Here is a 23,032-nt window from a genome sequence, read left to right as displayed (position 1 = left end):
GCTAGCTCCCTCGAACGATGATTCGGAGGGTTCCGCTTGTCGGCTGAAGGGCTTGCGATCCGAGTTCCGCGACGATCTCGGATAGCAATGTCGCGTCCGCCGCGGGGCCGGCTGTCTGAATGTGGATCCCCGAAGAAGTGTGCGAGTAGGTCCATTCCGAATAGCCGCGCGGGGCGGGCGGGTAGAAAACGCCATCGGATCCAGACCAAAGCGAGGCCGATGTTCCGGGGCATTCGAGATCGGAAACGAGATCGCTGGGAGGCTCGGCGGGATAGTTTGCAAAAGCCCCGCCTCCATCGGACGAGGGGTATGCAAAAGCACAAGAGACGATGCGCTGCTGAATCAGGGTGGCATCCGTGACTAGCTGGCTCCGTTTTTTGAGTTCGCTGGCTTGCGTGGTCGAGCTTGAGAACGTGTCGGCAAAGTAGGCGCCCAGACCAATGATCAGCACAAAGATGACAATGATCAGGGCGTAGACGCCGAAACCGTCGTCGGGGCCGTGCTTCTCGTTCATCGCGGAGAGACCACGAGAAAATAGGCGTTTACCCCGTCGCTGGATTGGAAGCACCCCTGATATGCGCCGGAGAAAGCGTCACTTGGAGTCGTCGATGCCAGGCTGAAAGCAGTGCTTGTTACTTTCTGGGCGGTAGAGAGACCAGCGTACAGGCTGGTTGACGAGATAGACGATGCGATGGGGATCGCCGCGTCGGCGTCGTAGGAAAGAAGAGCTTCGTTGATCCCTTGGCAGTAATCGTCCTTCACGCCCGGCAGAACGATCGCCCAATCCGCGTTGCTGCTGGCAAGATCGGGAACCGTGAACGATCCGGCGCCGGACGTTGTATTTCCCACGAGATAGAACCGGCCCCAATTATCGGCCGATATGCCAGAGGGACGGTCGATGAAATATGTCTTGCTAAGGGCAGGTTCGGTGATCGCGCCGTTGATGGGATCGAAGAGACTTACTCGACTGGAATCCGAAGACACGTCGTCAACGAGGTTTATTTGGGAAATGTCCCATCCTTGCGCGCCCATGACATTGATCCCCTGACCAATGGAGGCGCCGGTGCCAAAAATCGCATTCGCATTTAGAAGTCCGAGGTAGGACGCGATGCGGGCCGGGACCCCTGCGACCTGGCTGCCAAAGATCGCGCCAAGGGCGATCACGATAACGAGGACGATCAGAAGGACACCAAAGGGTCCAAAGCCCGCGTCGCGATGATGAATGGATTGATCGGTCATTCTTTAATCTCCGAACGGATGCGGGAAGCGGTGAGGGTGGCCGAGAAGGGTGTGCCCGGGCATTCGAGCCCGGCGCACAGGGTCTTGACGTCCCAGCGATAGTTGGGCGCTTGGGCGATTGCGGCATTCAGCGCAAGCATCCACGCCTCGTAGGCCGCAGCGTCACGGGTCTGGATGGTGACACTCATAGGACCGGCTGTGACCTCAATGCCCTTCGACGATGCCTGGATGGCTTTTGCTACGGATTCGTATGTCGAGCCCGGCGCGGGGACCTGTGTTAGCTCTATCGGGCGAGGCATGAGTTGGCGTGCGCGCGCCACGACAGCTTGTTTCTCGAAGGCGTCGTCCAGCGCCCCGGTTGAAGCGACTCCAGCGATAATTGCGCCGATCCAGCAGAAACAGACGAGAATAACCAGTTTCATTGGATTTCCTCCGTCGCTGTGAGACGGAGCATCTTCTTGTCATCAATGCGCGTGCGATCGATGTTCGGACCGAAACGATCGATTTGCTCGTTAGAAACCCAATCGGGAACCTGTGCGACCCATGAGATCGCGCCATTCGACGCTCGGAAATTCAGGAGGGTTCCGCCTGTCTCGGGATTGATTCGTCCAAGAGCGTAGAGCCGGCCGATGATCGCGAGTGCGGGTTGATCAGTCACCTCGACCAGCTTCTGACGTAGCTGATTCTCGTAGGCAGTGGAGGTTCGACGGATTTGTTCCGTGTCCCGCTCGGCTGCCTGGCTGCGGGTAATTGTGTCCGTGAGATTGAAGCCGGAGAAGATCGTGAAGGCTATGCCGGCAATCGCGAGCGCAAAGAGGACCCGATTGACTCGTTGCGCGCGTTGGTATTGCGGAAGCGTCCATTTGGATCCGCCCTCGTCGGGCAAGTCGTATACTGGAAGGTTTTGATCTGCGGCCCACGCGCGAACGAGTTCGCTTTCGCCCTGATATGCGGATACTCGGTTGGCAACGGTTCGGATCGCGGCTAGGCCGGATGTTGCGTTGGCAATGTAAACTCCGTCGCCTTGGTGATCGGGATGACCGGGAAGGGCGATTGCGAGTGTTGTCTCAAAGTCGTTCTCGGCCGGGTCGGCCGGAAACGATGATCCCTTGGCAAAGATCGTGTGAACGAAACCGTCTTTGATGGTGTGAATCACCGAAACGGTGTCGGTCTGCATGAGACCGGCCGCTGTGTGATGAGCGACGATATCGGCTCTGCGATTGTTCGGGATCGGAACCGATGTCGCGCCGATCTCGGGCGGAATGTACGTCGTCATCAGAGGACTCCGAAAATGTCAGGCGAAGTACTGGATTGGGCGTTGAGCAGGTAGATGAAGATCCCCATCGTCGCGATGAGATAGAGGACAAAAGCGGTCGTCGCTTTGGAGACCAGAGAGGCGGACGCGAGTTCGGCTTCGTGGAGACGATCGCCAGCAATCGTCAACATGGTGGAGGCGAGGTCGGCATGAGTTGTGCCGCTATGGCCGCGAAGGGGCATCTGCTCCCACTGAGAAAGCACTTTTCCGGCGCTTGCCATGCTTTCGGTGACCGTTTGGCCGTAGTCGATATGCCTCTTAAGAACATCATCCCAGAAATGACGAGCGGGGGGGCAAAATGTCGATCGCTTCGCCAGTGTGGCGGCCTCGATGAAGGTGCCGTTAGCGCGAAGCATGAAAGCGGAGATCGAGAATGTTTCCGCAATCGCCAAGTGCCTAAACAGAGTGGACAGACCAGGGAACCAATCCGTAAAGCGACCGGCCGACAACCGCATAGTGTCGTTGTTACTGGCCCGGGCGAGAAGCAGTGCGGGAGCGACAAGGAAGGGGACAAGCCCGAGCAGGATAAGCATCATGTTCGCGAAGCGGGCAACACCGGCCTTTGCCGCAAACTCCGGGGTTGAGCCTTCACCCATCAAGGAAATGAGGGTGTCGAACCCATCGACCTCCATATAGATGGACGTAGCGAGGGCGAGGAGGGTTTCACCGCCGACGATGAACGTCCGTTTCCCGATGTTTCGCCAGAGCTCTACCGCCCGCGCCCTGAAGTCCAGGAGTGGGTCGATGATCTTTTGGACGGCATTGGTTGAAGTGCCGGCCGTAAGAAAAGCGCGCGTGGTGTGGTCGAGATGCGGAACATGTCTCAGTGCCTCGTCCAGCGGTTCGCCTGCGTCGAGTGTGTCCAATGCCCGCTGAAGCTCTGCTCTTTTCACAGGATGCGAAATCAGGGAGCAGGTTTTCCGGAGGGCTTCGTTCGGGTCGGTGCCACCCTTCAGGAACGCTGCAAAAGTTCTAATGAAATTGGAGCGTTCTGCCGCGAAGTAGAATTGCCTGTTGATGAGCCGATGTGCCCGTTCATCCAACGAGACGATCGAGAAACCCTCATTCGAAAGCTTCTGACGCACTTCGGAAATCGTGGCGGAGTGGAAGAAAGCCTGAGCATTCCTCCCTGTCCTCGGATCGTAGTACCGGGCGTGAATGTAACGGTTTTGGACCGAAAGGAGATCAGAGAGCATAGACGCGCTCCTTTCCGATCTCGAATGCGGCCGTTTGCCAGCCAATCACCCGTTTTGCAGCGAGTGATTTCAGGAAATCGACGCGAGGAAAATATTCGAGACCAGGAATTGAAAGCAGGGACGCATAGTCCGCAGCACGGGTCTCCGAGATGATCCCTGAGAGTTGCTGGGATAGGGCGTCGCGGGCCGCTGGGCCAACCCAGATGACCTCGGGTACAACAGTCCGGCCACGAACGCCGAGGCCACGGCAGTCGGAGCAACCGTCGCCGGAAATCTCGACAACGGTGTCGTTGTCAGCGAGCCCCAAAATCTTGCGTGTATGTGGATCGAGCGATGAGGCCGTGATCTGGGTGGAACAGGTCGGGCACGGCGTCGATACGAGTCTTTGATGAACGATCCAAGTAAGGAACTTCGCAAAGATATATGCGGCTTGCCCGCGGTTCCGATCGATCAGACTGAACAATCTCGGAAGGGTGTCGATCGCGCTGTCTGCATGGAGCGTGGACAAGGCTTTGTGACCCGTCTCGACAAGGCGAAGCAGTTCTATCGCCGTATCTTCATCTCTGAGTTCCTGAACGAAGAGAACATCCGGATCATGGCGAAGCGCATGCTTTAGATAGGACGCATAAGTAAGTCCGACGTCCGGATGTGTATTGATATTCGTTTGTGTCGTGAGAGGGGTGAGAACCTCAATGGGGTCGCCAACCTCCATGACGCGCTTGGATTCTCGCTCCATTTCCATGATGACCGCGCGCAAGGTTGTGGATTTGCCTTGGTTTGTCGGTCCGGTCACCAAGTCGAAGGAACCGCGCCGGGCCGCTTCGCGGGCATCGCGAGAAAGGCGGGCGGAGATCTCCGGGAAGTGTCCGAAAATATGGGAGACAGTCTGAAATGCGCGCGGATCGGATAGGCGCAAGGTAAGCTTCTGGCCGGCATAGGTAGGCATGATCGCAACACGAATATCGATGGGCCGGCCGTGGAAGTTCACGTTGAACTTTCCGTCATGGGGCTTTTCGAGGTTTGAAGTGTCAATTCGCGCTCTTTCGCGAATGAGCGTGGCTATCCGCTGCCCCAGAATTGGAGAGATATTGGCCCGGTGCATGAGGGTGTTCGCGACGCGATACTCTATGCGCGTCTCGGTCGCGGAGTCGTGAACCTCAATGTGGATATCGGAGGAGGCGTGCTCGATGGCGTCAGTAAAGAGACTGTCGAGCACCGGCGCCAGGTTGGAAGGATTTGTGGCTATATCGTGTCGGACAAGAAGGTCGGTAAAAGCGGAGCCGGTAACGTGAGGCGTGGCCTGGATCCGCTGCAGGACTGTTACCGCATCAAGAGGCTCTACCGTGATACGGGTGATCTTGGTTTCTTGAGAAGCGGCACGATCGATAAGCGTTTTCTGCTCGAAATGTTCGAGGGGGCGGAGGGCGGCGATATAGAGCGTTTCATCATGAAGACGGATAGGGACAACACCCATCTGCGCTAGCAAGCTCGCCGGCCAAAGGTAAAACAATCGTGCGGCGTCGGCCGGCAGAGGCATCTGGAGCCCCTCGGCCTGAATTGTTTCGATAACTGTTGATGGGCTTACAAAGCCGAGCTGGATGACCAGTTCGGCAGCGGTCGTATTGAGGCCGCGAACCTGATGTTCTTCCAACACGCGCCGCACCCAATCCGCGCGATGAACACTTAAGTGTTGTGTTCTTTGGAGGGAATTGAGGAATTGGTCGGTGACAGATTCCGTGTCCGGGCTTTGCCGCGATACAAGCGGGGTGGGCACCGAAGCTGGCTCTCTACGTTCCGCGCGCTTGTTTCGCTTTTTGAAGCGCGTACCGGAACGTTTCAGCCCATCAATGACGCTTTTAAGACCTATGCGCCGCGGCGGGGCGAGATCAGGCAGAAGATCATCGGTCATTTTGTGGCCTCGGGAGTGTCTTGGTTCATCGCCACGCCATAGCCAACGGTCGCGTAGAAAGCGGTTGTCCCGTTGCGATCGAGGGTAAGGGTGTCCTCCGTCACCTTCGCTCGGTAGGTGACGCTATTGATGGTGACGCGTCGTCCGTGAGGAACGCGAATTACGCGTGCGCCATCGCTTAAGAGCGCAACGTCGCCAATGACCGCAAAGAAGCTCAAGGGCGGAAGCTCTCGAATGATCTGGGTCTCCAGGGTCGGAGCCATCGCAGCCGGGGCCAATGCGGGAACGATCGGCGGCGCGAATGGGTTCGCCGTCTGAGAGGAGGCCGGGAATGGCATGAGCACGGCGCTAAGGCAAAGAGTCCAAAGAAGGCGCGTCATGAGTCGTTGCTCCCGTTTCTGAAGCGGACAATTCGCGGGACCAATGCAATGACGAGTTGTTTCTGGTCCTTTGTCGCTTGCTCACTGCTGAATAGGAATGGAAGGATCTTGCCTAGAAGCGGAACACCCTGCCGATCGCCCGTAGAGGACGAACGAGCGATGCCGCCGATGACGACTGTTTGGCCGGGAGGTGTGGATATCTGAGTGGTGATGGTTCGCTGCGTTGTGCGCGGCTGCTGTGATGAGATGTCGCCAACCTGGAACTCGACGAAGCCAAGAGTGTCCGAGACCGTAAGGCGAAGCTGGGTGGTGACAAGGCCGGAATGATAATCGCCAGCCAGCTCGAGGACGATGCCGGTGACCTGCTCTCGCGTGTCGACGCCGGTTGTCACGCTTGCGACGTCTTCATTATCGGTACCGGTCGGCGCGATTGGCTCAAAAGCGAGGTACGGGGTCGTCGTCGTGTCATCAAGACGCACGGCCGAGCCGGAAATTAGAGCAACTGTCGGGTTGCTTACGACTTCGACGGTTCCCTCTTTCTCTAGGAATGACGCGATCATGTCGATATCAACTCCGCCGGCGGAGAAGTTCGTCACGATGTTGTATCCGTCAGTGACCGTGTTACCGCCATTCAAGGAAAGGTCGAGAGCTCCGATGCTGAGCTGAAGCTGGTCCCATCTAATTCCGCGCGCGTCATCGCTGGTATCCGATACCTCTGCAATCCAGAGGTCATAGGTGATCCGGACACGCTTTGCCTGAAGCTCGCGCGCATAGGCTTTAACCGCCTTCGCTGCTTCGGGGCCGGCGGAAAACGAGATCGCGCGCCCCGAAACCGCGTGTTGCACGTTCTGAGCACCAAGCGCCGTCAGAGTGGCGGCTATTTCCTCATAGAATGGTTTGTCCCGTTTCTCGTAGGAGTCCCCCTCATTGATTGATTGGGACGAAAGCGGCGGGAGACTGAGGGTGTATTTACGGGAACCTGACAGTTCGAGGGTGTTTCCGTCGAACGTGTAGGAGAGGTTCGCAGCATTGGTGATTGCCTCGATCGCCTTGGATGTAGGCATCGGGTTGAGAAGGAGAGAGACGCGCCTGTCGGCAATGGCCTGGTCTGCGCTGACGGAAAAACCGCGCTGCCTAGCTAATTCTCGGATGAGAGTTACCGGATCGGCCGAGATTGCGCCGAAAGGCTGTGGGATCGGCGCGGCAGGTAGGGGGTCGCCACTATTGAACACTGACGTTACCTCAAAGGCCGGCTCCGTAATGAAAACGTCTCGTTTGGGAAGCTCACCCTTCATCAGCGCATCATTGGGATCTTGTCGCGCGTTCGGCTTACGCGCGACGGCCGGGACCGGCGCTTCTGCCACAACCGATTCTGGTTCGGCTGGAAGAACGGGCGAGGAAGCCGGGTTGGGATCCTCCACCCCGGGCGCGGAGGTGGCCGGGGAGCGCAGAGAAGGATCGGTCTCGGTGATATTGGGGACCGCGGGACTCTCGATACGGGTGAGTGCAGTGGTTTGCAGGAACGCGGGCATCGGCGGCGGTTGCGTTGCAACCGGCTGAACGCATGCTGTCAGCGCAACGCAGAAGACGGCTGAGGCTATGTGCTTCATGAGGCACCGCCTTCGGTTCTCGCCGCCGGCGGAACGGTCCCGCCGGCGGCGCGCGGGGCTTTTTCTTTTGCGGATTTGCGGCGGCGTTGAAAAGCCTTGTCCGACAAGAGCCCAATTCTAAGAATCTCGCGGGCGAGGTTGTCGACGGAGACGTCTTTGCCAAAGTCCTCCGTGAACATGCTACGGTAGAGGTCAATGTCGCGGGCGAGATCGCCTGTGAGCTCGAGCTTAATCGAGACTTTGGTTTCCTGGAGCGAGTCCGGAGTAATGGAAAGGGTCATGAGAACACTCCATGATCTTCTGCGTATGTGCAGATGGCGGTGTAGAGAACCGATGAAAGCGTTGCGCTATTCCGTGTAGCGAGCCGCGCAACATTGTCGTGCTGGTCCTCGCTATATCGGACATGAAAGGCCGGTGTTCTTTTGGGGACGGCCCGGAAAATCACGTTTTCAAGCGATACGAGATGTTCGATCGCCAGAGTGAAATATTCTTCCAGGGTCATTTCTCGGTCCTGACAGAACCGTTTGATCCTTTCCTGATCAAACTCAGAAAGGCGCGTCTGGCGTTTCACTGTGTTCATTGATTTTCCAGGCTGATGGGTCTGTTGACGATGATGGTGACCAGGTGACCGGGTTCGATTGTCAGCGTTGGCTTGATGGCAGCGGCCCGACCAACGAGAGTGGATCCCGTCTGGTTCACTGATGAGGCCAATCCCTGCGTCGCTCTCTGTTGCAGAGTAAGAGGATCGTTAGGGTCGCCACTCGACAGAGAAGCGCTTACTGAGATGATGCTTGAGAGGGCGGCGGAAGCGAAAAGCTCCAAGTAATGATTGTCCACGTTCGCCGGGAGACCGCCGCGCCCGGCGATGTCTCCGGCGCTCGTGGAAGACATATCTAGAACACGTCCATCTGGAAGAGTTAGGCTGGTCCAGGCGATGTAGACGCGCTCCTGTCCATATTCTGTATTGCTCGCCGGAGCGCCAATAAGGATAGCGCCTTGCGGGATAATCGTCCGCTTGCCATTCCAATGATCGAACACCGCTTCGATGACTCGCGCTCTCGCGATGCTCGGATGAGTGGTGTCGATCGCTGTATCGAGCCGCGCCTTTATTATCGTCCCAGGAAGAAGAGTTTCTCGCGGGGATGCTGCACGTCCGAACGGCGAAATCGTTTGTGCGGATGGTGGCGGGGCAGGGGAATCGTCGGGATCGATCGTCGGCAACGAAGCCAAGTCAGTAGGCGGATCCGTGATGTTCAAAGGAAACGGCTGAGCTGCGCCGCTGATAGAAGATTTGTCAAAGACGGAAATCGCAGATTGACGAACAGCGAGCTTATTAGGATCCGGAAGCGGTTGAATAGGTTGTGGAGGCAGCAAAGCGGGCGCAACAGGTGCGATTGGGGTCGGCTCCGGCTCTGAGGGCGACGGTTCGTCTGAGGCTTGCTTTGGTGGCGCATAGGCAACGATGCGGTCTCTGAAGCGATTAAGCTCAGAGGACGCAGGTATTTCCGTGTTGTACGATTGAATGTCGCTTTGCTTCTCCTCGAGAGGATCGGAGGCGAGGCCATAGGCAAGACCGCCGACGATGAGGACAGATAGGACGCCGACAGCGGCGACGAGCATCTTCTTGTTGATTTGAACGGCGTCGGTATTGCCGAGATTCGGGAGCAGATCAGACATCGGTCACTCACCCTGCGTCCAGATACCCGTGCGGGCGATGAATACGCGCTGCGCGGGATCGCGGGACATGTAGAGAACGGCTCGATCGAACATGTACGGGACGATCAGCGCGGACCCCTGTTGGATGTAGTTGACGATCTCAACCTGGTTCTCTGCAGTAAGCAGGGAGAGGACCGGCATCTGCTTGCGGGCCATGACCGGGGCGAAACGGAGAACCACACGCGCGCCGTCATCATAGACCTCTGTAGGCAACCATTCCTGACCGTCGCCTCCTTCGATCGCCCAATTGAAGTTCAGCTTGGCTAGCGCGTCATCTGCGCTTTCACTCGCGGAACCGAGAACGGTGAAGCGCCCTTCTTGACCGCCGCCCGGTTGGTTGTGAGAGGCCCGGCCAGGCGCATACATTTCTGCGATTTGTCGACTGAAATCCCGGCGCTGCTCACCTGGATAGGACCATGACACAGAGTGATGAGGGACATTTGCAGGATCCGAGATTAGCTCGATGTGGTAAGCCCGCTTGGTCGTTGTGAGGACCAGGTTGGTACTGATCTCTTCTTCAGTTGGCTTGAAGAAAACGTGCGTTCGAGCAGTCTCACCGGCTCCGCTTTGAGTGGCCTGATAAAGCCAGCGAAAAGAGTCGCCGAGATTGGCGCTCAGAAGCTCCTCGCCGGGCTGCAACTGAATATCCACTATTCGCTCAGGGACGGCGAAGACCGTGTAGAATTGCCCTTCCGCATATGAGTAGATCTGATGGCCGTTATTAAATCGGCCCTCGTGAGGGTCGACGGTCGCCTGATCTACCGCAGCTTTTAATGATCGCTTTGTTGGATGTTTGTGGGGGCGGTAAGGCAATAACTCCCTTGGGCGGATTTTGTCGTTCAATGGAGTGGCCGCCGGCACCGGTATCTCTACCACCCGTGGCGGCACGACAGGGCCGGTTGGTACTTCAACGTAACGCACTTCGGTGAGCGAAGTTGGCGCTGTTGTCTCTACCGGGACCGGGATTCCGGCCCAACAACCGGTCAAAGTTGACAGGGAGATTATCGCTATGAGGTTCGCTCGGTTCATTGAGAGAACATAGAACATATGTTTTATGTTCATCAATTCAAAAAAACTCATCTCGGTAAGACCTCCGGAACGGTCCAGTCGAAAAAGACAACGTGCAAATTGGTGGGATTTTGCGTGTCGTCTGTAACTGCTTGTTCGCCATGGGCGACGGTTATAAGGGCCGTATGCTCGACGGATCCTCGCTGCGCGCCTGAAGGCGAGAAAGTAGCTTCTGTCCACGTGACCTGGAAACTGTCCTCACTCTTTTTTAAAGAGCTGAGCTCCTCGATGGTCCGGAAATCTTCTTCAGCGAACGGATCGCCAGCGCGGAAATGCTTGTCGAGAAGATCTCTCGCGGCGCCCGCAGTGTGGGCATAAGCCCAAAGGATATCGTCTCGCATAACGATCTTGTCGGACGGACGGCGGCGAACGGATTTTACCCACTGGCGCGCGACATAGCTCTTCTGTGCTGCTGTTGGCGTGTAGGCGACGGGTGTGTATTTTCGGACGACCGCACCGGTTGCGCCATCGACCTCGACAATGGAAAGGTGCTCTTTTCGCTCCGAGTACATCCAGGCAATGGTGAACTGAGACACAATCAGCAGGATAAAGAGCAGCGCTGCCAGACTGACGAGAAGCTGTTTTGATCTGCGGTCCGATTCAAGAAATTCAGCAAAAACCTTCCCAGCGTCGGAGAATGGATTCACAGGTGGTTCCCGAGTATCGCGTGACGTCATTTAGGACTCCTGATCGTCGTCAAGCTTTTGGATGCGGCGACGGTGCCGTTCGACTTTGCGGGCAGTGCCGACGGAATCGCGGACGAAGGTTCTTGCCGTTCCTTCGTCGGAAGATGCTGCAGTGGAACCGCTAGACGCTGTGCTGGTGTCCGCCGGCCGCTTAGGAGCGGGGGAACGCAGACCCTGGCCGGGGGTCTGCACATTGCTGGCGTATCCTGCAGCACCGAGGCTGTCAGATGCTTTATTGATTCCGCTTCGGGCGGCCGAAGCGGCGGCGCTTCCCCCTTTGAAAGCGCCGTAGGCAACTGCGCCGGCAGTCGCCAACATCCCAGCGCCAGCCACAAGCGCCATCCCGGCTCCAAGTTTTGGTGATCCCGTTAACACTCCTGCCGCGAGCCCCGGTACGTTGATGAAGAGAAGGAGATAGAGGACGGCCGTAGCGAAGAGCAGCGGCGTCATGCCGAGCTGGTCTCCGAATGACGTATCGGCGGAGCAAAGGCTTGATGAGGTTAGCTGCGTGATATCGGAAAGAACAAAACCCGACACCACAACGATCGTTGCGGCCTTGACGCCAAGAGCGATGAAAGAGGAGAAGGTTTTTTCTGCAATAAAACGAGTGGCGGAGAAGGCGCTGAATGGAAGGATAATGAACCCGATAGCGGTAACAATATAATACTCGATTATCGTCAAGACAGCGGTCAACCCCATGAAAACCATGGCGAAAAAAACAATGACGCCGATCATCAGAAGCCAAACGAGTGTCACGAAATCGGTGAAAAAACTGAGTTCGGCTGCACAGTCGAAAATCTGACCCACCACGTTCGTAGCAGCCGTTAAATAAGAGGATGCAAGTAGAGATTCGGTGCCCCCGCCCTGCCCCGTCAATTGAAGGCCGGACCACTGAAACCCCGAAAGGATAGTGGTTTGAAAGGTTGGGAACTCTTTGATAAACCAGAAAAATACGCCCATTTTCATGATTTGCATAAATGTCTCGGACATCATGCGTCCGCGTCCGAGCGCGATCAGCAATCCGAAGAATGCAATCTCAATAACTGCCAGTTTTGAGAATAGGGAAACCGCTACGTCGACATACTGAGACGGCCCGGCTTGAAAGAGGGCAACGAGCGAGGAAACGCGATTGTCGAGGGAGGAGAGCGGTTCCATGGCTACTTCCAAGCAGCCCGGCTTTTCTCAATAGGCATGAACAAATCGGGATCTGCGGTTCCGGACGGGACGGGTTGACGCATCGCGTCAGCGGCAGCAGCGAGGCGATATTTCGAACGCTGACTTTCGAGGTATGCTTTCTGCTCTCGAGCGAGTTCGTTCGCCAGTTGCAGCCGAGCGATCTCATATTGTTGCATCTCGATCTGCGCGTTGACGGCATGAAGCTGGGTTTGAGCCTGAATTGCTTGTGTTTCACCGGTCGCCGTAGAGCTTGCCGTCATTGCATTTGCAAGTTTCTGTCCCGTGGCATAGCTGGGCTCGAGAGCGGACAATAGTTGTGACGAGTCGCTGATCACATTGCTGGTCAGCGTTATCGCGAAGTCGCTTGCTGCAATGGCGTCTTGGGGTGTCTGAATTCGATTAGCGAGGTTCATAAGCTGCGTGGAACGGACAACCAGGTCGTGCGCGTTATGGAGTGTTCCGGCATATTGTTGATCGAGGGCGCCGAGCGAATTGACGGCTCCAAAAACCGCTGTGTACTGTCCATTTGTCAGTCCCTGAACACTTCTAGCCGTGTTCGCCGCTGTCGCGATCAGCTGTAGGAGTTGTTGGTTGCGCTGAGCGAATGCCTTCACGCTTTCGGCCACCTGCCTGACATTCTGTCCGAAATTAGCAGGGTCAAATACGGTGAGGGCAGGGGCCGTCCCGGCGGACAATAAGACAGAAAACGTTGCTGCGAGGATGACGCACTTGGAGCGACTGTAGCGGTTCATCGGATGTTCTCCTCTCGCTCGTATGGCATATTGATCGATACGCGATAGACGTAACCGCCTGCCGAATTGAGCATGTCGGTTAGCGTGACCCCGCCGCCGGCAATTTCGTCGCCGACGAGAGATGCTTCGAAGCTCGTCAGTGCGCCTGGCAGGAAGTAATTCCGAAACATGAGGAAGTCGTCCGAGAAGACGAGTGCCAGAGTGCCGAGATGGATCTTCTGAACCGGCTCATTTGGGATGCCGTACTCCATTTGACCGTGGCAAGCCTTGACCACTACAGAACGGTAGACGGTGCGTCCGAGCACGTTTTGCGTGGGGGGTGATTTGCAATGGGGGCTGAACTGCCGGGGAAGTGAGAGGTAGTTTGAAGCGGTCGGCGGGATATTGACGCTATAAACACAACCGGCGGGGCGATTGGGGTCGCGTTCCAGATGCACGATAGGGAAGTCGAAGTACGAGTTTGTTGAGTCGGCCTTGGCAGGTATGAGGATGCTGACCCCCGGAAGACGGTGCCGCACCACCCCGGTTGTGGCCGTCGTCTGCGTCAATTCAGAGAATGGCTTCATTATCTCGATCGACCCCCATGGATGACGCCGGAAGTCCTGTTTGGAAGACAGGTAAATGTGAGCGTCACCGACCGAGCTTGAGTAATCGATATTGAGGAAAACAGGATCCGGTCGACACTCTCGTTCGGCCATAGCAGGCTGGGCTGTAAGGAAAGTCGCGACGATGGCAACGATGGACGTATGAGGTCTATTCGGCAGCATGTCTCGTAACCTCCGTCAAAGCGTTGGCGGAATGCTTGAGACCCTTCCCCTCGAGCCATCGGGACGCGAATGATACGCCTGTGAGAGACGGGTCAAGGGACGATAGATCGGCTTGATCCGCCGCGCTCGTGGCCGCACAGAAGGCCCGAGCTACCGGTCCAAGCGAAAAAGAGATCAGGCGGGACCCGGCTGGTGTGACAAAGTAATAGTCGGACTTCGGTGTGGCGTCCCGGATGATGGATATTTGCGTTTCGTTCAGACCGACAGCGGCGTATCGCGAAGCCACTTCGGCGTTCGAAATTGCAGCGTTTGGAAGATAGATCTGGGTGGGGCAGGCGTTAAGCAACGTCTGGGCCAAGCCGGAATTGAGGAAGTCCGAAACCTCCTGGGTCGCGAGTCCGACAGCGACATTCCGCTTCCGCAGCGTCTTGAGCCAGGAGCGAAGTCGGTCCGCAAATGTGCCGTTGAGAAGCGCCATCCATGCTTCATCGATCAAGAAAAGCGTTGGGCGGCCGTTGAAGCGGCCCTCGAAGCGACGGAACAGAGCATCTAGAATCGTTGGTGCGAAAGAGGCGTCGAGCAAAGACCCTAGATCGACGAACTCGATCTCGTCCGGGAGCGTAGGGCTTCCCGAATCAATGAACCGCCCGGCTGGCCCGTCGATAGTAAAGGGGCCTATCGCTGTGCGGAGGAGGTTGTCCTGTAGAAGGGTTTGAAGAACTGAGAGCGTTCGATGCTCGTATGGTTGGGTTGCGAGAGAACCCAGAGCGGACCAAATCTCCTGCTTTTGAGCAGCGTCGACGTCTATGTCGGCGAAACTGAAAAGCCGTATCAGCCATTCAGCGGCCCACTCGCGTTCCTCTGGAATGTGAACCTCTCGAAGAGGCTGAAGACTCAGAGAGCCGCTCGTAGATTCGAGATCGTGGTAAGTACCGCCAAGGGCGCGCGTCAGACAGCGCATCGATCCGCCGGCCTCGATGCCATAGACTTGGGCGCCGCCGATGTTGTTCCGGTATCTGAGCCATTGTGCGGCGAGCAAATTCAACAGGACGGATTTGCCGGCACCGGTTGGGCCGATCGCCAAGAAGTGGCCGACGTCGCCCGAGAAAGTCGAGAACCGGAATGGCGTCGTAGCGTTTGTTTCGCAAAGTACGTGAGCCGGACCTTCAAGAGACTCATGTGAAACACCGTCAGGCCCGGCCCAAGTGGCAGAGATCGGGGCAAGATGCGAGAAATGAATGGTGCTGAGGAGCGGGCGTCTAACATTGGCAACAGAATTGCCGGGGACCATCCCAAGCCATGCCTCAAGTGCATTCTCTTTTTCGATGACAGGGATTGCACGATTGCGGCGGACAAGTTCCTGGATCTCGATGGCGCGGGCGTCTGCGACGTCCCTATCGTCTTCCAGGATTGCGAGCGAGAGCGTGCAATAACCATAACTGGCGCGGCGTTCCTGCACGTGAAGGGCGGCGTCGTCGGCATCGTCGCTTCGTCGCAGCGCTTCCTGATCGATCTTTCCAGGCTCGCCGGTGATCGATTGAAAAATAAGCGACAGGGGATTCTGCCGCTTCTGAAACCAGAAGCGGCCAACACGGCTGATCTCTCTCTGAGCCTGTGCGTCATCGAGAGCTATGAAGCGGGCAACCATGCGATAAGGGAATGGAAGTGCGTTTAGCTCCTCAAAAAGGCCCGGTTTCGTCGGTCCGAGCAGTTGGCGGATACCAATAACACGAAGATGTTTGCCCCCGACGGTCGGGTAGAAGCCCCCATTGATTTCGTCGTCCGACAAAAGCCGATCGAGAAAAACGGGCAGATCACTGTATCCAATATCGTATCGAGAGGTGCTGATTGTCGAATGGAGGTAGGAAAGGATCTCGCTGCCCGCGAGTAAGCGCCGTTGCTTGAACTGGCGCTTGAAGGCTTCGTCCAGTGCGAGAATCTGCTGCTGAAAGTCTGCGAGATGTACGGGAAGAGCTGCATGGCCCTCCCTTGCTTCATTCTCGATAAAGAAGCGGCGGACCTGGCTATGGCTCTTGGCCGGCGGCAGGTACGTCACAGTGAGATAATAGACGTTCTCGTAATGCGGATACTGGCTGAACTGATTGCGCCGCTCGGCATCGATCAGACGCGCTACAGGGTTCGATATAGCAGACTCAGGATAGGGTTGGCTTTCAATGCGGGCGTCTTCGAAGAAAACGGACCAACCGCCCTGCAAGGTGTTCAGTCTTGCACTTAGATTCATGCAGATTCGGTTGAACTCATAATCAGGAGCCGATGCCATGTCGGGGCCGCGGACCGCCCAAATGGCCATGAAAGCTCCGTCTTTCAAAAGTACCGTCTGTCCGTCTGGCATGACCGTCAGCCACGGCAGAAGTTCAGCAACAGAAGCGGCTTTAGGCGCATTGAAGGCGCCAATGCGGTAACGTCCAAAGATCGAGTTCATCAGGGGAGATACCTGGATTTGTATCTCGCATGGCGCATAAGGATCTCGAAGGTCCACTCATCTTTGCGATGAATGATGTTTCCCACCATCACGAGAATGATGCCGGCTATTACCGGCTCAAATCGATGCAGGGCGAAAAACCCGACCGCCGTGAGAGTGCCAATAAGGATCCCTAGCTCTCGGGGAAGGCCGAGAACTAGGATCCGTTTTGTTAAAGACTGCGGTACGGGCTCTTCGAACATAGGGGCGCCCTAGAAGGTGACGGCGCCGGAGTAGCCGAGAAAAGGCAAACCCCATGAAGCGGCATTGAATGCAACGGCTCCACCTGTTGCAACACCTCCCGCCTTGCGCATCAACCCGCCGCTCTCGCCCATAGCGAGAGTGAGGCCCGCCCCGGCAATGCTCGCCGCACCAACCGCTTTGGCAACTGGTCCCTGCAAGCTGTTGGAAAGCCGGTCAATCGGCCCTTCCCACGGATTTGCACCGGTAAGAGTGGTCGCCGCCTCTGCAATCTCAGGAAGGGTCGCAACGGCGACCGCAGCGACGACTGCGAATGTCACACGCCAGACGATCTGGGTGTCTTTCTGACTGAGAAGTTTCATGAGTCAACTCCGCTCGATTTGCACATATGTGTTATGTGCATCATTCGAAACCTATGACGCTATGACATTTAGGTCAAGGCCCACCAAAATTGCGGAAGAGATACAATACCAATAAAATAATTATGCAATATGGGCGGCATCCAACGGAAAACGCAACAGAACCTACTTTGGCGCATTTTCCTTCCCATAATAAAGATTATGACATTTTATGCCTTATAATCAGATACTTAGACAGTCGCTCGGCCCAGCATTCCTAACTTGAAAAAATACCGGAGAAATGCTAGATAAATTGTCCCTGACCCGTCCCGGAACGGAGTAAGTTTGATTTAGATAGGTCCTGCAGCGTTTGTTTAAGTGCAAGGGACTGAATTTTCTTCTGACGCTAGCTAGATCGCTACCAGAGCCTGCGGGCTCCGGGTAGCGCCTCCGGGGGGCGATCGTAAACCTAGCGCATGAAGAACAGCTATTGACCGCCAGTTATGGCGGCCATGAGGGTTGTTCCATGCGATCAAGGTATGATTCGGTCGTTTCCGTTTTGATAAAGTCTCTCGAAAAATCCGAGATCTCGATTGCATCGCCCTTGTTTTCAGGGCGAGCGTCAGGCTGGTTCGGCGTGCTGGTCTTCTTCGCCGTCGCATGTCTTTTTGTTTTCGCCCGATAGGCGAAACGCCATGCAGAGAGCCTGGGCCACCCGCTTTCGGCGCAGTTTAGCGCTCTTTCAGATCCTCCATTGCGTCGGGTTCCATCGTTGTGAGGCGAGGCCCGTTGGGCGTTGTCGCCAGGAAATAAACCGCGTCTATTGCACGAGAGATCAAATGGTAAGGGACGACTGGAAATTCTTCCATTAGCAGCTGCTCGACCCGCACCATGACGTCGCCGGCGCTGTCGGCATGAAGCGTCGTGATTCCGCCCGGGTGTCCCGTCGACCAGGCGGCAAGCAACTCGCGCGCTACGGAGCCCTTCCGGACCTCGCCAACGACGATCCGGTCCGGCTTGATGCGGAGAGTATCGAAGACCAGCTCTCGCAAAGAGATGGCGAGGGACGATCGAAGACGGACTGTGTTCGGAGCGGCGCACTGAAGCTCGCGGGTATCCTCCAGGACAACGATACGGTCATGGCTGTCCTTCAGCTCGAGCAACATGGCATTCGCGAGCGTGGTCTTCCCGGATCCGGTCGCGCCGGCGATGACGATGTTTTTCCTCTGAGCGATGTTCTCGCGAATTTCCGCGGCTTGATCGGCGGTCATATAGCCGTTCGTAACATAGTCCTGGAGCGATACGCGGACTTCTCGATGTGTCCGAAGCACAATGACCGGCCGCGTCGTGACAGGCGGCAAGAAGCCCTGCAGCCGTGCCCCGTTCGGAAGCTCGGCGGAGAGGCGCGGGTTCTTGAAGGTTATTTCCGTGTTGGCAGCCCCGGCCGCAAGCCGAAGGAGAGTTTCGGCCCTCGCCGATGGAAAGTCCGTCCGGACCAGCTCGGGGGACTTGCCCCATCGCTTGATCCAGAGCCTGCCGTCATCGTTCAACATGACATCGGTCAGGTCCTCGTCATCAAGGAACGGAAGGTCCTGTCTTAACTGGTCTTCAAATGCTGCGGTCTGCCGCAGCGCGGCGTCACTGCTCATCTTCAAGAATCTCCCGCACGTAGGGAACGTCCTTCACGATTTGTTGGCGGACCGCATCCGTGAATGCCTCCCATCGCTTCGGAGCGCCTTTCAGGATCTCCTCGCGCATTTCATGGTTCGGCGGGAAAGTGTTTCCGAAGTAAACCCGCACAAACTGAGCCAGCGTTTCAACGCCGAGGTTGATATCCCTCTGCATCGATTGAATCGCCCGTGTCTGCTTTCGCAAGGTCACGGCCATCGTGTTTTCAAGCTGAATGAAGTCGGGCTCGGCCGGATTGAAATAGGCCTCAAGCGCCTCCTCGGCGATATGCGACTCCTTCCGGCGCTGTTGCTTGGCGGCCGTCGCCAGTTGCTCCGCCAATCGCGCCGGCAAATGAAAGCGCTTTGCGATTTTAGATCCGGAAGAGGCCATTATCGTTCTCCCTCACCTGCGCGTTGTCGTCGCTACCAAGTTCGCTCTGCTGCTCTCGCCCCGGTTCATCTGGATCACCTTCGACCGGGCCTGGGTCATCCATGATGGTGCGTCCAGTCGAAATGTGATCGACCTCCCCGTGCCCTTCCGTTTCGTCGCGTTCGGACGCTGGGATCTCGACGGGCTCGACGGTCAACCCCGCCCATGGATTGACCGGCGGCACGTGATCGCGCGGGACGGGGGGCGCCTGCTCTGCGCTGTGTGCGCGCATAAACGGGTCTTCCCACCATTTGATTTTCTCGATCAAAGCCGGGGCAATGTCCGGTGCGAAAAATAGCTGTTGGGTGCGCGGCAGATCCTGTACCTCGCCCGGCGTGAGAAGCGCTCGCGCGTTCTCTTGATGTGAGACGAACGTGTGCATCAGGATCGGCGCGAGACGGTTGCCGGAAACGTTCATTTCCTCTTCGCGATGCGTCTTCGTCCCGACCATTCGGGAGACATAATCGGCAGTATCAGGGTCGTTGGTTCCGTGGATGATCTGGACCGCGCTGTTCTCGAGAAGGGTCTGTTCGCGACCATAGATCCGAACAAGGTCCTTCACCGACTGCGCCACGATCATGCACTTTATACCGTATCCGGCGAGGTAGCCGATCGCGTCGTGGAGAAGCGCCAGGTTCCCAAGTCGCGGGAATTCATCAAGCAGGAAGAGCCCTCGTCGCTTATGCGGAAACTCGGCCGGCGCGACATTCACGTCTGTCAGTTTTCGCACCACAAGAGAGACGAAAAGGCGCAGGAAAAAACGCAGGCGCTGAAGGTTGCTCGGCGTGAAAACGATGTGAAGCGTTACCGGCTTATCGTCATTCAAGAGAGAATCGATTGTGAAATCGGAGCTCGACGTGTTGTGGGCGAGGATCTGGTCGTCATAGATCCCAAGGTACGACCGCGCTGTGCTGAGAATGCTCGACAATTCCGGAAAGTATTTGTCCTTCAAAGTCTGTACGCCCTCGGCCACGACAGGGTGCGGATGGTCTCCGAGATGCTTCGTCAACATCATCTCGTCCAGCTTGTCTGTGATTTCGACGCCGGGCTTGTTCAGCCATTCCTTCACGCTGCCAAGCGATGCGTTCGGGTCGGTCAGACGACAATGGAGGATGACGATCTTGAGCAATCCGCGGGCTGTTATGTCCCAATGGTTCGGGTTTGTTTTGGTGCCTTCGGGATCCACCAACATCGATGCAATCAGATCGACGTCACCGACGAGATTGTGATCCAGCCGGATTTCTTGAAGCGGATTGAACTTCGCGGAATCGGGTGAAGCCGGATCGAAGCGGAAGCACTTCGAGAAGGTCGATCGCCAGCCGCTCGTCGCGGTCCAGTTCTCGCCTTTGATATCGAGAACGAACGCGCTGTCGGTCCACCGAAACAAAGTTGGGATGATCGTGGACGCCCCCTTCCCCGAACGAGATGGAGCAATCAGAGCGACATGTTCGGGGCCATCGTGAGTGATGTATTTAGGGATGCGTCCGCGACGGTCCTTCTTCTTTCCGCTGGTGCCAACGATGACTCCGTTATGGCCCTTGTACCGAGCCAGTTCTTTGTCTGTCGCCCATCGGGCAGTCCCGAATTTTCCACTCGACTGCCGCTTCCGCATTGTCACGGCGTAGATGAAAACGAAGATCCCCGCGACGATGAAACCGGTCATTATCAACTGGCCGGTATCGAACACATTCATCCGCGGATTAGGCAAACTGAATAGCCAGATCCACCACATAACGGGCGCATAAAACTTATGTGCACCGATCGAAAAAAGGGGCTCCCCCAAGGCGGGATGATAGCCGTACCAGTGCGCTACATACTGTGTCGCTCCGGCCATCCCGCCGATGACGAAAAGGAGCATGACAAGGAAACCACGGTAGAAGGTTGCGGCGCGTGCGAGCATATTTTTCTCCTCCGACCGTCAGCGAGATCGTGTCAGCAATTGAACGAGGATTCGGTTCTGATGTCGCTGATTCATAGAACGGAGAGACACCGGCTGCCCCATGAGAGATCTCTGATTTGCCGATAGCGAGACCGTTGCGAAACTCTTGTTCATGGGGTTCCTGACCACGCCAAAAGGTCCTTGGTTCGTCTCCAGAATCTCTGTCATTACGCCGTCGAAGGATTGCTGCCCCTTACCGAACAGAAGCCGCGCCGTTTCATCTTTCCCAGCCTTACGGATGCTGGGCGGCACCAACTTGTTCCGTTCTTCCAGCAACCACTTCTCGTAGCGAGAATCGTCATCGAGGACGCCATGACGTCCATTCTGCGCATGATGCGCGCGCCGTCTCGATGCCGCTTCCTTCAGCCTCTTCTGCAGCAGTGTGCTCTCGGCCCCTGCCCCGCCGCGCGCATATTCATCCAGCCAGTTGGCGCCCTCGGCATTGATAGATTTTTCAACCCCGCCCGGGCCAATGACTGCAATGAAGGGCCTCGATGTCGCTTCTCCGCGCTGGCTGTTCCGGGCTGGCGTGATGCGCACAATGGCACCGCGTTTGAAACCATCAGCCGCGTCCAGGTCCTTGAAGGTTGTGTGGTATGCACGCCCGTCCGCTCCATCGATCACGACATAAGGCCGATCATGCAGCTCGTCGGCAAGGCCACGTGTCTTGACCTCCCCGATGACCGATTTGGTCGGTCCCGCGCTCTTTCTGAGATCGACGCTTTCCCGGATTTCACCCGCAAAGCTGCTCTGCACCCTCCCCTCCATCTCACGGAAATGACTGTGCTCTCGGACCTTCGCCTCCCAATCCGGCGCGAGCGTAATTGCCTGCGCGCCCGTTTGCTGGGCCGCTCCCATTTCGACAAGTTTGTTCGCTCGATTGATCAAGAGAACGCGGTTGTCCCCCAACGCGCCAGCTCGCCCCAAGCGGCCAAACTCGAACCGGCCGGTTTCGTCGCTGTGACGCACAATCATGCGATCTAGTGAGGTAACGCGCGGCCGGTCTACCTCGGACATCAATGCATTCGCCTGATCCAGTTCCGTCCGGTATCCGAGGGTTTGTGTAAGGCGCCGCTGCGTCGTTTCCCGGATCCCGCGGGTCAAATAGACGTTCGGAATATGAAGATTTTCGCCGTCATCACGGATCCCGCGAAGGACGATATGGGCGTGCGGATGGTCGGTGTTTTCGTGGATAACCGCTTTCCATTCGAGCTTCGTGTCAAGACGTTTTTCCATGTCGGACATAACGGATCGCGTAAGCCCTTCCATGTCTTCGGGCGCATTTTCCGGAGAGATAATCAGTCGGAAATGCCGGTCGTCCTTCTCCAACTTGCGAACGAAATTGCCCTTTGTTTGATCGTCACTGCCGAAAAGTTCGGCGGATTTTTCGTCGGCGCCGGCGCCATCGCGCGTGATGTAATTCATGTGAGCGCGAACTTTTCCGCTGATCTTCCCTCCGGTAGTGACGATCCGCGTTTTGACAATTGCCCGCTGAAAACTGTCGCTCAAACCAGACCGGCCGCCGCCCGAAGCGGCATATACGCGGAGGGCTTTGCGAGCCACTCCACCAGCTGTTCGCGGTGCCCCCGAATTGATCATACGCATCGCGCGCCCCATGACCGACGAACGGAACGAAGCGGGCAAAGCGCGATAGGCCACTGCGGCAACTACAGCCTTGGTGATCCCTGCTCCAGGGCTACGAACATCCGCGAATCGAAGCGTGGGCCTATTTTTTCCGAGCATTGTCAATCACTTAAGAGATTGCGCATACAACATATGTTTTATGAGCATAACACGGGCCCACGAATCAGCAAACAAAAACAGATGATTAGCGCTGCTGCGCCCTCTCCATAGGCACGTCGCTTTATCTTGTCCTACGCTTTTGGACCAATTCGCCTTCATTTCCCTCTCTCCCACTCAAGACACGATCGCTCGACAAGCGAGCGTCCTTCTGACTGATCGTCTAGGGCGGTCGTTGAAATCTGATGGCGGCCGCGCCGCGCGGTGCGCGAAAAAAATGGGGTGGGATCGATGATCCACACCCCAACTTCTTGAAAGCCAAAAACGGTCGCAAAGCGACCGTTTTACATTACAGCTCCGCGCCGCGGCTGCGTGAGCAGACGCACAAAAAAAGAAGACGGCCGGCCCGATGGGCCGG

At 56.7% G+C, this 23,032-nt stretch carries 23 protein-coding genes; all 23 read right to left on the bottom strand.

Annotated features, from left to right (window positions below; translation table 11 throughout):
• Position 1: 1 nt before the first annotated feature.
• A complete protein-coding gene (locus tag IG122_RS23530; protein WP_193189014.1) occupies positions 2 to 514 on the bottom strand; it encodes a hypothetical protein in 513 nt (170 codons plus the stop codon).
• Positions 511 to 1,239 carry a hypothetical protein gene (locus tag IG122_RS23525; protein WP_193189013.1) on the bottom strand — a complete coding sequence of 243 codons (729 nt, stop codon included), beginning with the start codon at positions 1,237 to 1,239 and terminating at the stop codon, positions 511 to 513. The genes IG122_RS23530 and IG122_RS23525 overlap by 4 nt, the downstream gene beginning before the upstream one ends.
• Positions 1,236 to 1,661, bottom strand: coding sequence for a hypothetical protein (locus IG122_RS23520; protein WP_193189012.1), 426 nt, complete (start codon positions 1,659 to 1,661; stop codon positions 1,236 to 1,238). Before IG122_RS23520 ends, IG122_RS23525 begins: the two co-directional genes overlap by 4 nt.
• Positions 1,658 to 2,515, bottom strand: coding sequence for a hypothetical protein (locus IG122_RS23515; RefSeq protein ID WP_193189011.1), 858 nt, complete (start codon positions 2,513 to 2,515; stop codon positions 1,658 to 1,660). The genes IG122_RS23520 and IG122_RS23515 overlap by 4 nt, the downstream gene beginning before the upstream one ends.
• Positions 2,515 to 3,750, bottom strand: coding sequence for a type II secretion system F family protein (locus tag IG122_RS23510; RefSeq protein WP_193189010.1), 1,236 nt, complete (start codon positions 3,748 to 3,750; stop codon positions 2,515 to 2,517). The genes IG122_RS23515 and IG122_RS23510 overlap by 1 nt, the downstream gene beginning before the upstream one ends.
• The gene (locus IG122_RS23505) at positions 3,740 to 5,659 is read right to left on the bottom strand and encodes a GspE/PulE family protein (RefSeq protein WP_193189009.1); all 1,920 of its coding nucleotides are present in this window, start codon (positions 5,657 to 5,659) and stop codon (positions 3,740 to 3,742) included. The genes IG122_RS23510 and IG122_RS23505 overlap by 11 nt, the downstream gene beginning before the upstream one ends.
• Complete coding sequence (locus IG122_RS23500) at positions 5,656 to 6,039, bottom strand: hypothetical protein (protein WP_193189008.1); 384 nt, start codon at positions 6,037 to 6,039, stop codon at positions 5,656 to 5,658. Before IG122_RS23500 ends, IG122_RS23505 begins: the two co-directional genes overlap by 4 nt.
• Positions 6,036 to 7,649, bottom strand: coding sequence for a type II secretion system protein GspD (locus IG122_RS23495; protein WP_193189007.1), 1,614 nt, complete (start codon positions 7,647 to 7,649; stop codon positions 6,036 to 6,038). Before IG122_RS23495 ends, IG122_RS23500 begins: the two co-directional genes overlap by 4 nt.
• Entirely contained in the window at positions 7,646 to 7,930 is a 285-nt protein-coding gene (locus IG122_RS23490; RefSeq protein WP_193189006.1) for a DUF2274 domain-containing protein, read from the bottom strand. The genes IG122_RS23495 and IG122_RS23490 overlap by 4 nt, the downstream gene beginning before the upstream one ends.
• Positions 7,927 to 8,229, bottom strand: a complete 303-nt coding sequence (locus IG122_RS23485; protein ID WP_193189005.1) for a hypothetical protein — start codon at positions 8,227 to 8,229, stop codon at positions 7,927 to 7,929. Before IG122_RS23485 ends, IG122_RS23490 begins: the two co-directional genes overlap by 4 nt.
• Positions 8,226 to 9,326, bottom strand: coding sequence for a TrbI/VirB10 family protein (locus IG122_RS23480; protein ID WP_193189004.1), 1,101 nt, complete (start codon positions 9,324 to 9,326; stop codon positions 8,226 to 8,228). The genes IG122_RS23485 and IG122_RS23480 overlap by 4 nt, the downstream gene beginning before the upstream one ends.
• A 3-nt stretch (positions 9,327 to 9,329) precedes the next feature.
• Positions 9,330 to 10,445 carry a TrbG/VirB9 family P-type conjugative transfer protein gene (locus tag IG122_RS23475; RefSeq protein ID WP_193189003.1) on the bottom strand — a complete coding sequence of 372 codons (1,116 nt, stop codon included), beginning with the start codon at positions 10,443 to 10,445 and terminating at the stop codon, positions 9,330 to 9,332.
• Positions 10,442 to 11,110 carry a type IV secretion system protein gene (locus tag IG122_RS23470; protein ID WP_193189002.1) on the bottom strand — a complete coding sequence of 223 codons (669 nt, stop codon included), beginning with the start codon at positions 11,108 to 11,110 and terminating at the stop codon, positions 10,442 to 10,444. The genes IG122_RS23475 and IG122_RS23470 overlap by 4 nt, the downstream gene beginning before the upstream one ends.
• The gene (locus tag IG122_RS23465) at positions 11,111 to 12,274 is read right to left on the bottom strand and encodes a type IV secretion system protein (protein WP_193189001.1); all 1,164 of its coding nucleotides are present in this window, start codon (positions 12,272 to 12,274) and stop codon (positions 11,111 to 11,113) included.
• Between the two features lie 2 nt (positions 12,275 to 12,276).
• The gene (locus tag IG122_RS23460) at positions 12,277 to 13,047 is read right to left on the bottom strand and encodes a hypothetical protein (RefSeq protein ID WP_193189000.1); all 771 of its coding nucleotides are present in this window, start codon (positions 13,045 to 13,047) and stop codon (positions 12,277 to 12,279) included.
• Positions 13,044 to 13,814, bottom strand: coding sequence for a hypothetical protein (locus IG122_RS23455; protein WP_193188999.1), 771 nt, complete (start codon positions 13,812 to 13,814; stop codon positions 13,044 to 13,046). Before IG122_RS23455 ends, IG122_RS23460 begins: the two co-directional genes overlap by 4 nt.
• Complete coding sequence (locus IG122_RS23450) at positions 13,801 to 16,257, bottom strand: TraG/VirB4 family ATPase (protein ID WP_193188998.1); 2,457 nt, start codon at positions 16,255 to 16,257, stop codon at positions 13,801 to 13,803. The genes IG122_RS23455 and IG122_RS23450 overlap by 14 nt, the downstream gene beginning before the upstream one ends.
• Positions 16,257 to 16,499: a VirB3 family type IV secretion system protein gene (locus IG122_RS24605; protein WP_193188997.1), complete on the bottom strand. Its 243-nt coding sequence runs from the start codon at positions 16,497 to 16,499 to the stop codon at positions 16,257 to 16,259. The genes IG122_RS23450 and IG122_RS24605 overlap by 1 nt, the downstream gene beginning before the upstream one ends.
• Before the next feature lie 9 nt (positions 16,500 to 16,508).
• Positions 16,509 to 16,859, bottom strand: a complete 351-nt coding sequence (locus tag IG122_RS23440; RefSeq protein WP_193188996.1) for a TrbC/VirB2 family protein — start codon at positions 16,857 to 16,859, stop codon at positions 16,509 to 16,511.
• Positions 16,860 to 17,566: 707 nt separating this feature from the next.
• Positions 17,567 to 18,484, bottom strand: coding sequence for an ATPase, T2SS/T4P/T4SS family (locus IG122_RS23435; protein WP_193188995.1), 918 nt, complete (start codon positions 18,482 to 18,484; stop codon positions 17,567 to 17,569).
• Positions 18,474 to 18,896: a hypothetical protein gene (locus IG122_RS23430; protein ID WP_193166435.1), complete on the bottom strand. Its 423-nt coding sequence runs from the start codon at positions 18,894 to 18,896 to the stop codon at positions 18,474 to 18,476. The genes IG122_RS23435 and IG122_RS23430 overlap by 11 nt, the downstream gene beginning before the upstream one ends.
• The gene (locus tag IG122_RS23425; RefSeq protein ID WP_193188994.1) at positions 18,877 to 20,835 is read right to left on the bottom strand and encodes a type IV secretory system conjugative DNA transfer family protein; all 1,959 of its coding nucleotides are present in this window, start codon (positions 20,833 to 20,835) and stop codon (positions 18,877 to 18,879) included. The genes IG122_RS23430 and IG122_RS23425 overlap by 20 nt, the downstream gene beginning before the upstream one ends.
• 18 nt (positions 20,836 to 20,853) lie before the next feature.
• Positions 20,854 to 22,383 (bottom strand): DUF3363 domain-containing protein, encoded by a 1,530-nt coding sequence (locus tag IG122_RS23420; RefSeq protein ID WP_193188993.1) that lies wholly within the window; start codon positions 22,381 to 22,383, stop codon positions 20,854 to 20,856.
• Between the last annotated feature and the right edge of the window lie 649 nt (positions 22,384 to 23,032).

The sequence above is a fragment of the Nisaea sediminum genome, from assembly GCF_014904705.1.
In the GTDB taxonomy this organism is placed as follows: Bacteria; Pseudomonadota; Alphaproteobacteria; order Thalassobaculales; family Thalassobaculaceae; genus Nisaea; species Nisaea sediminum.
The sequence above is the reverse complement of the archived record's forward strand: the minus strand, read 5'-3'. Positions and strand labels throughout refer to the sequence as shown.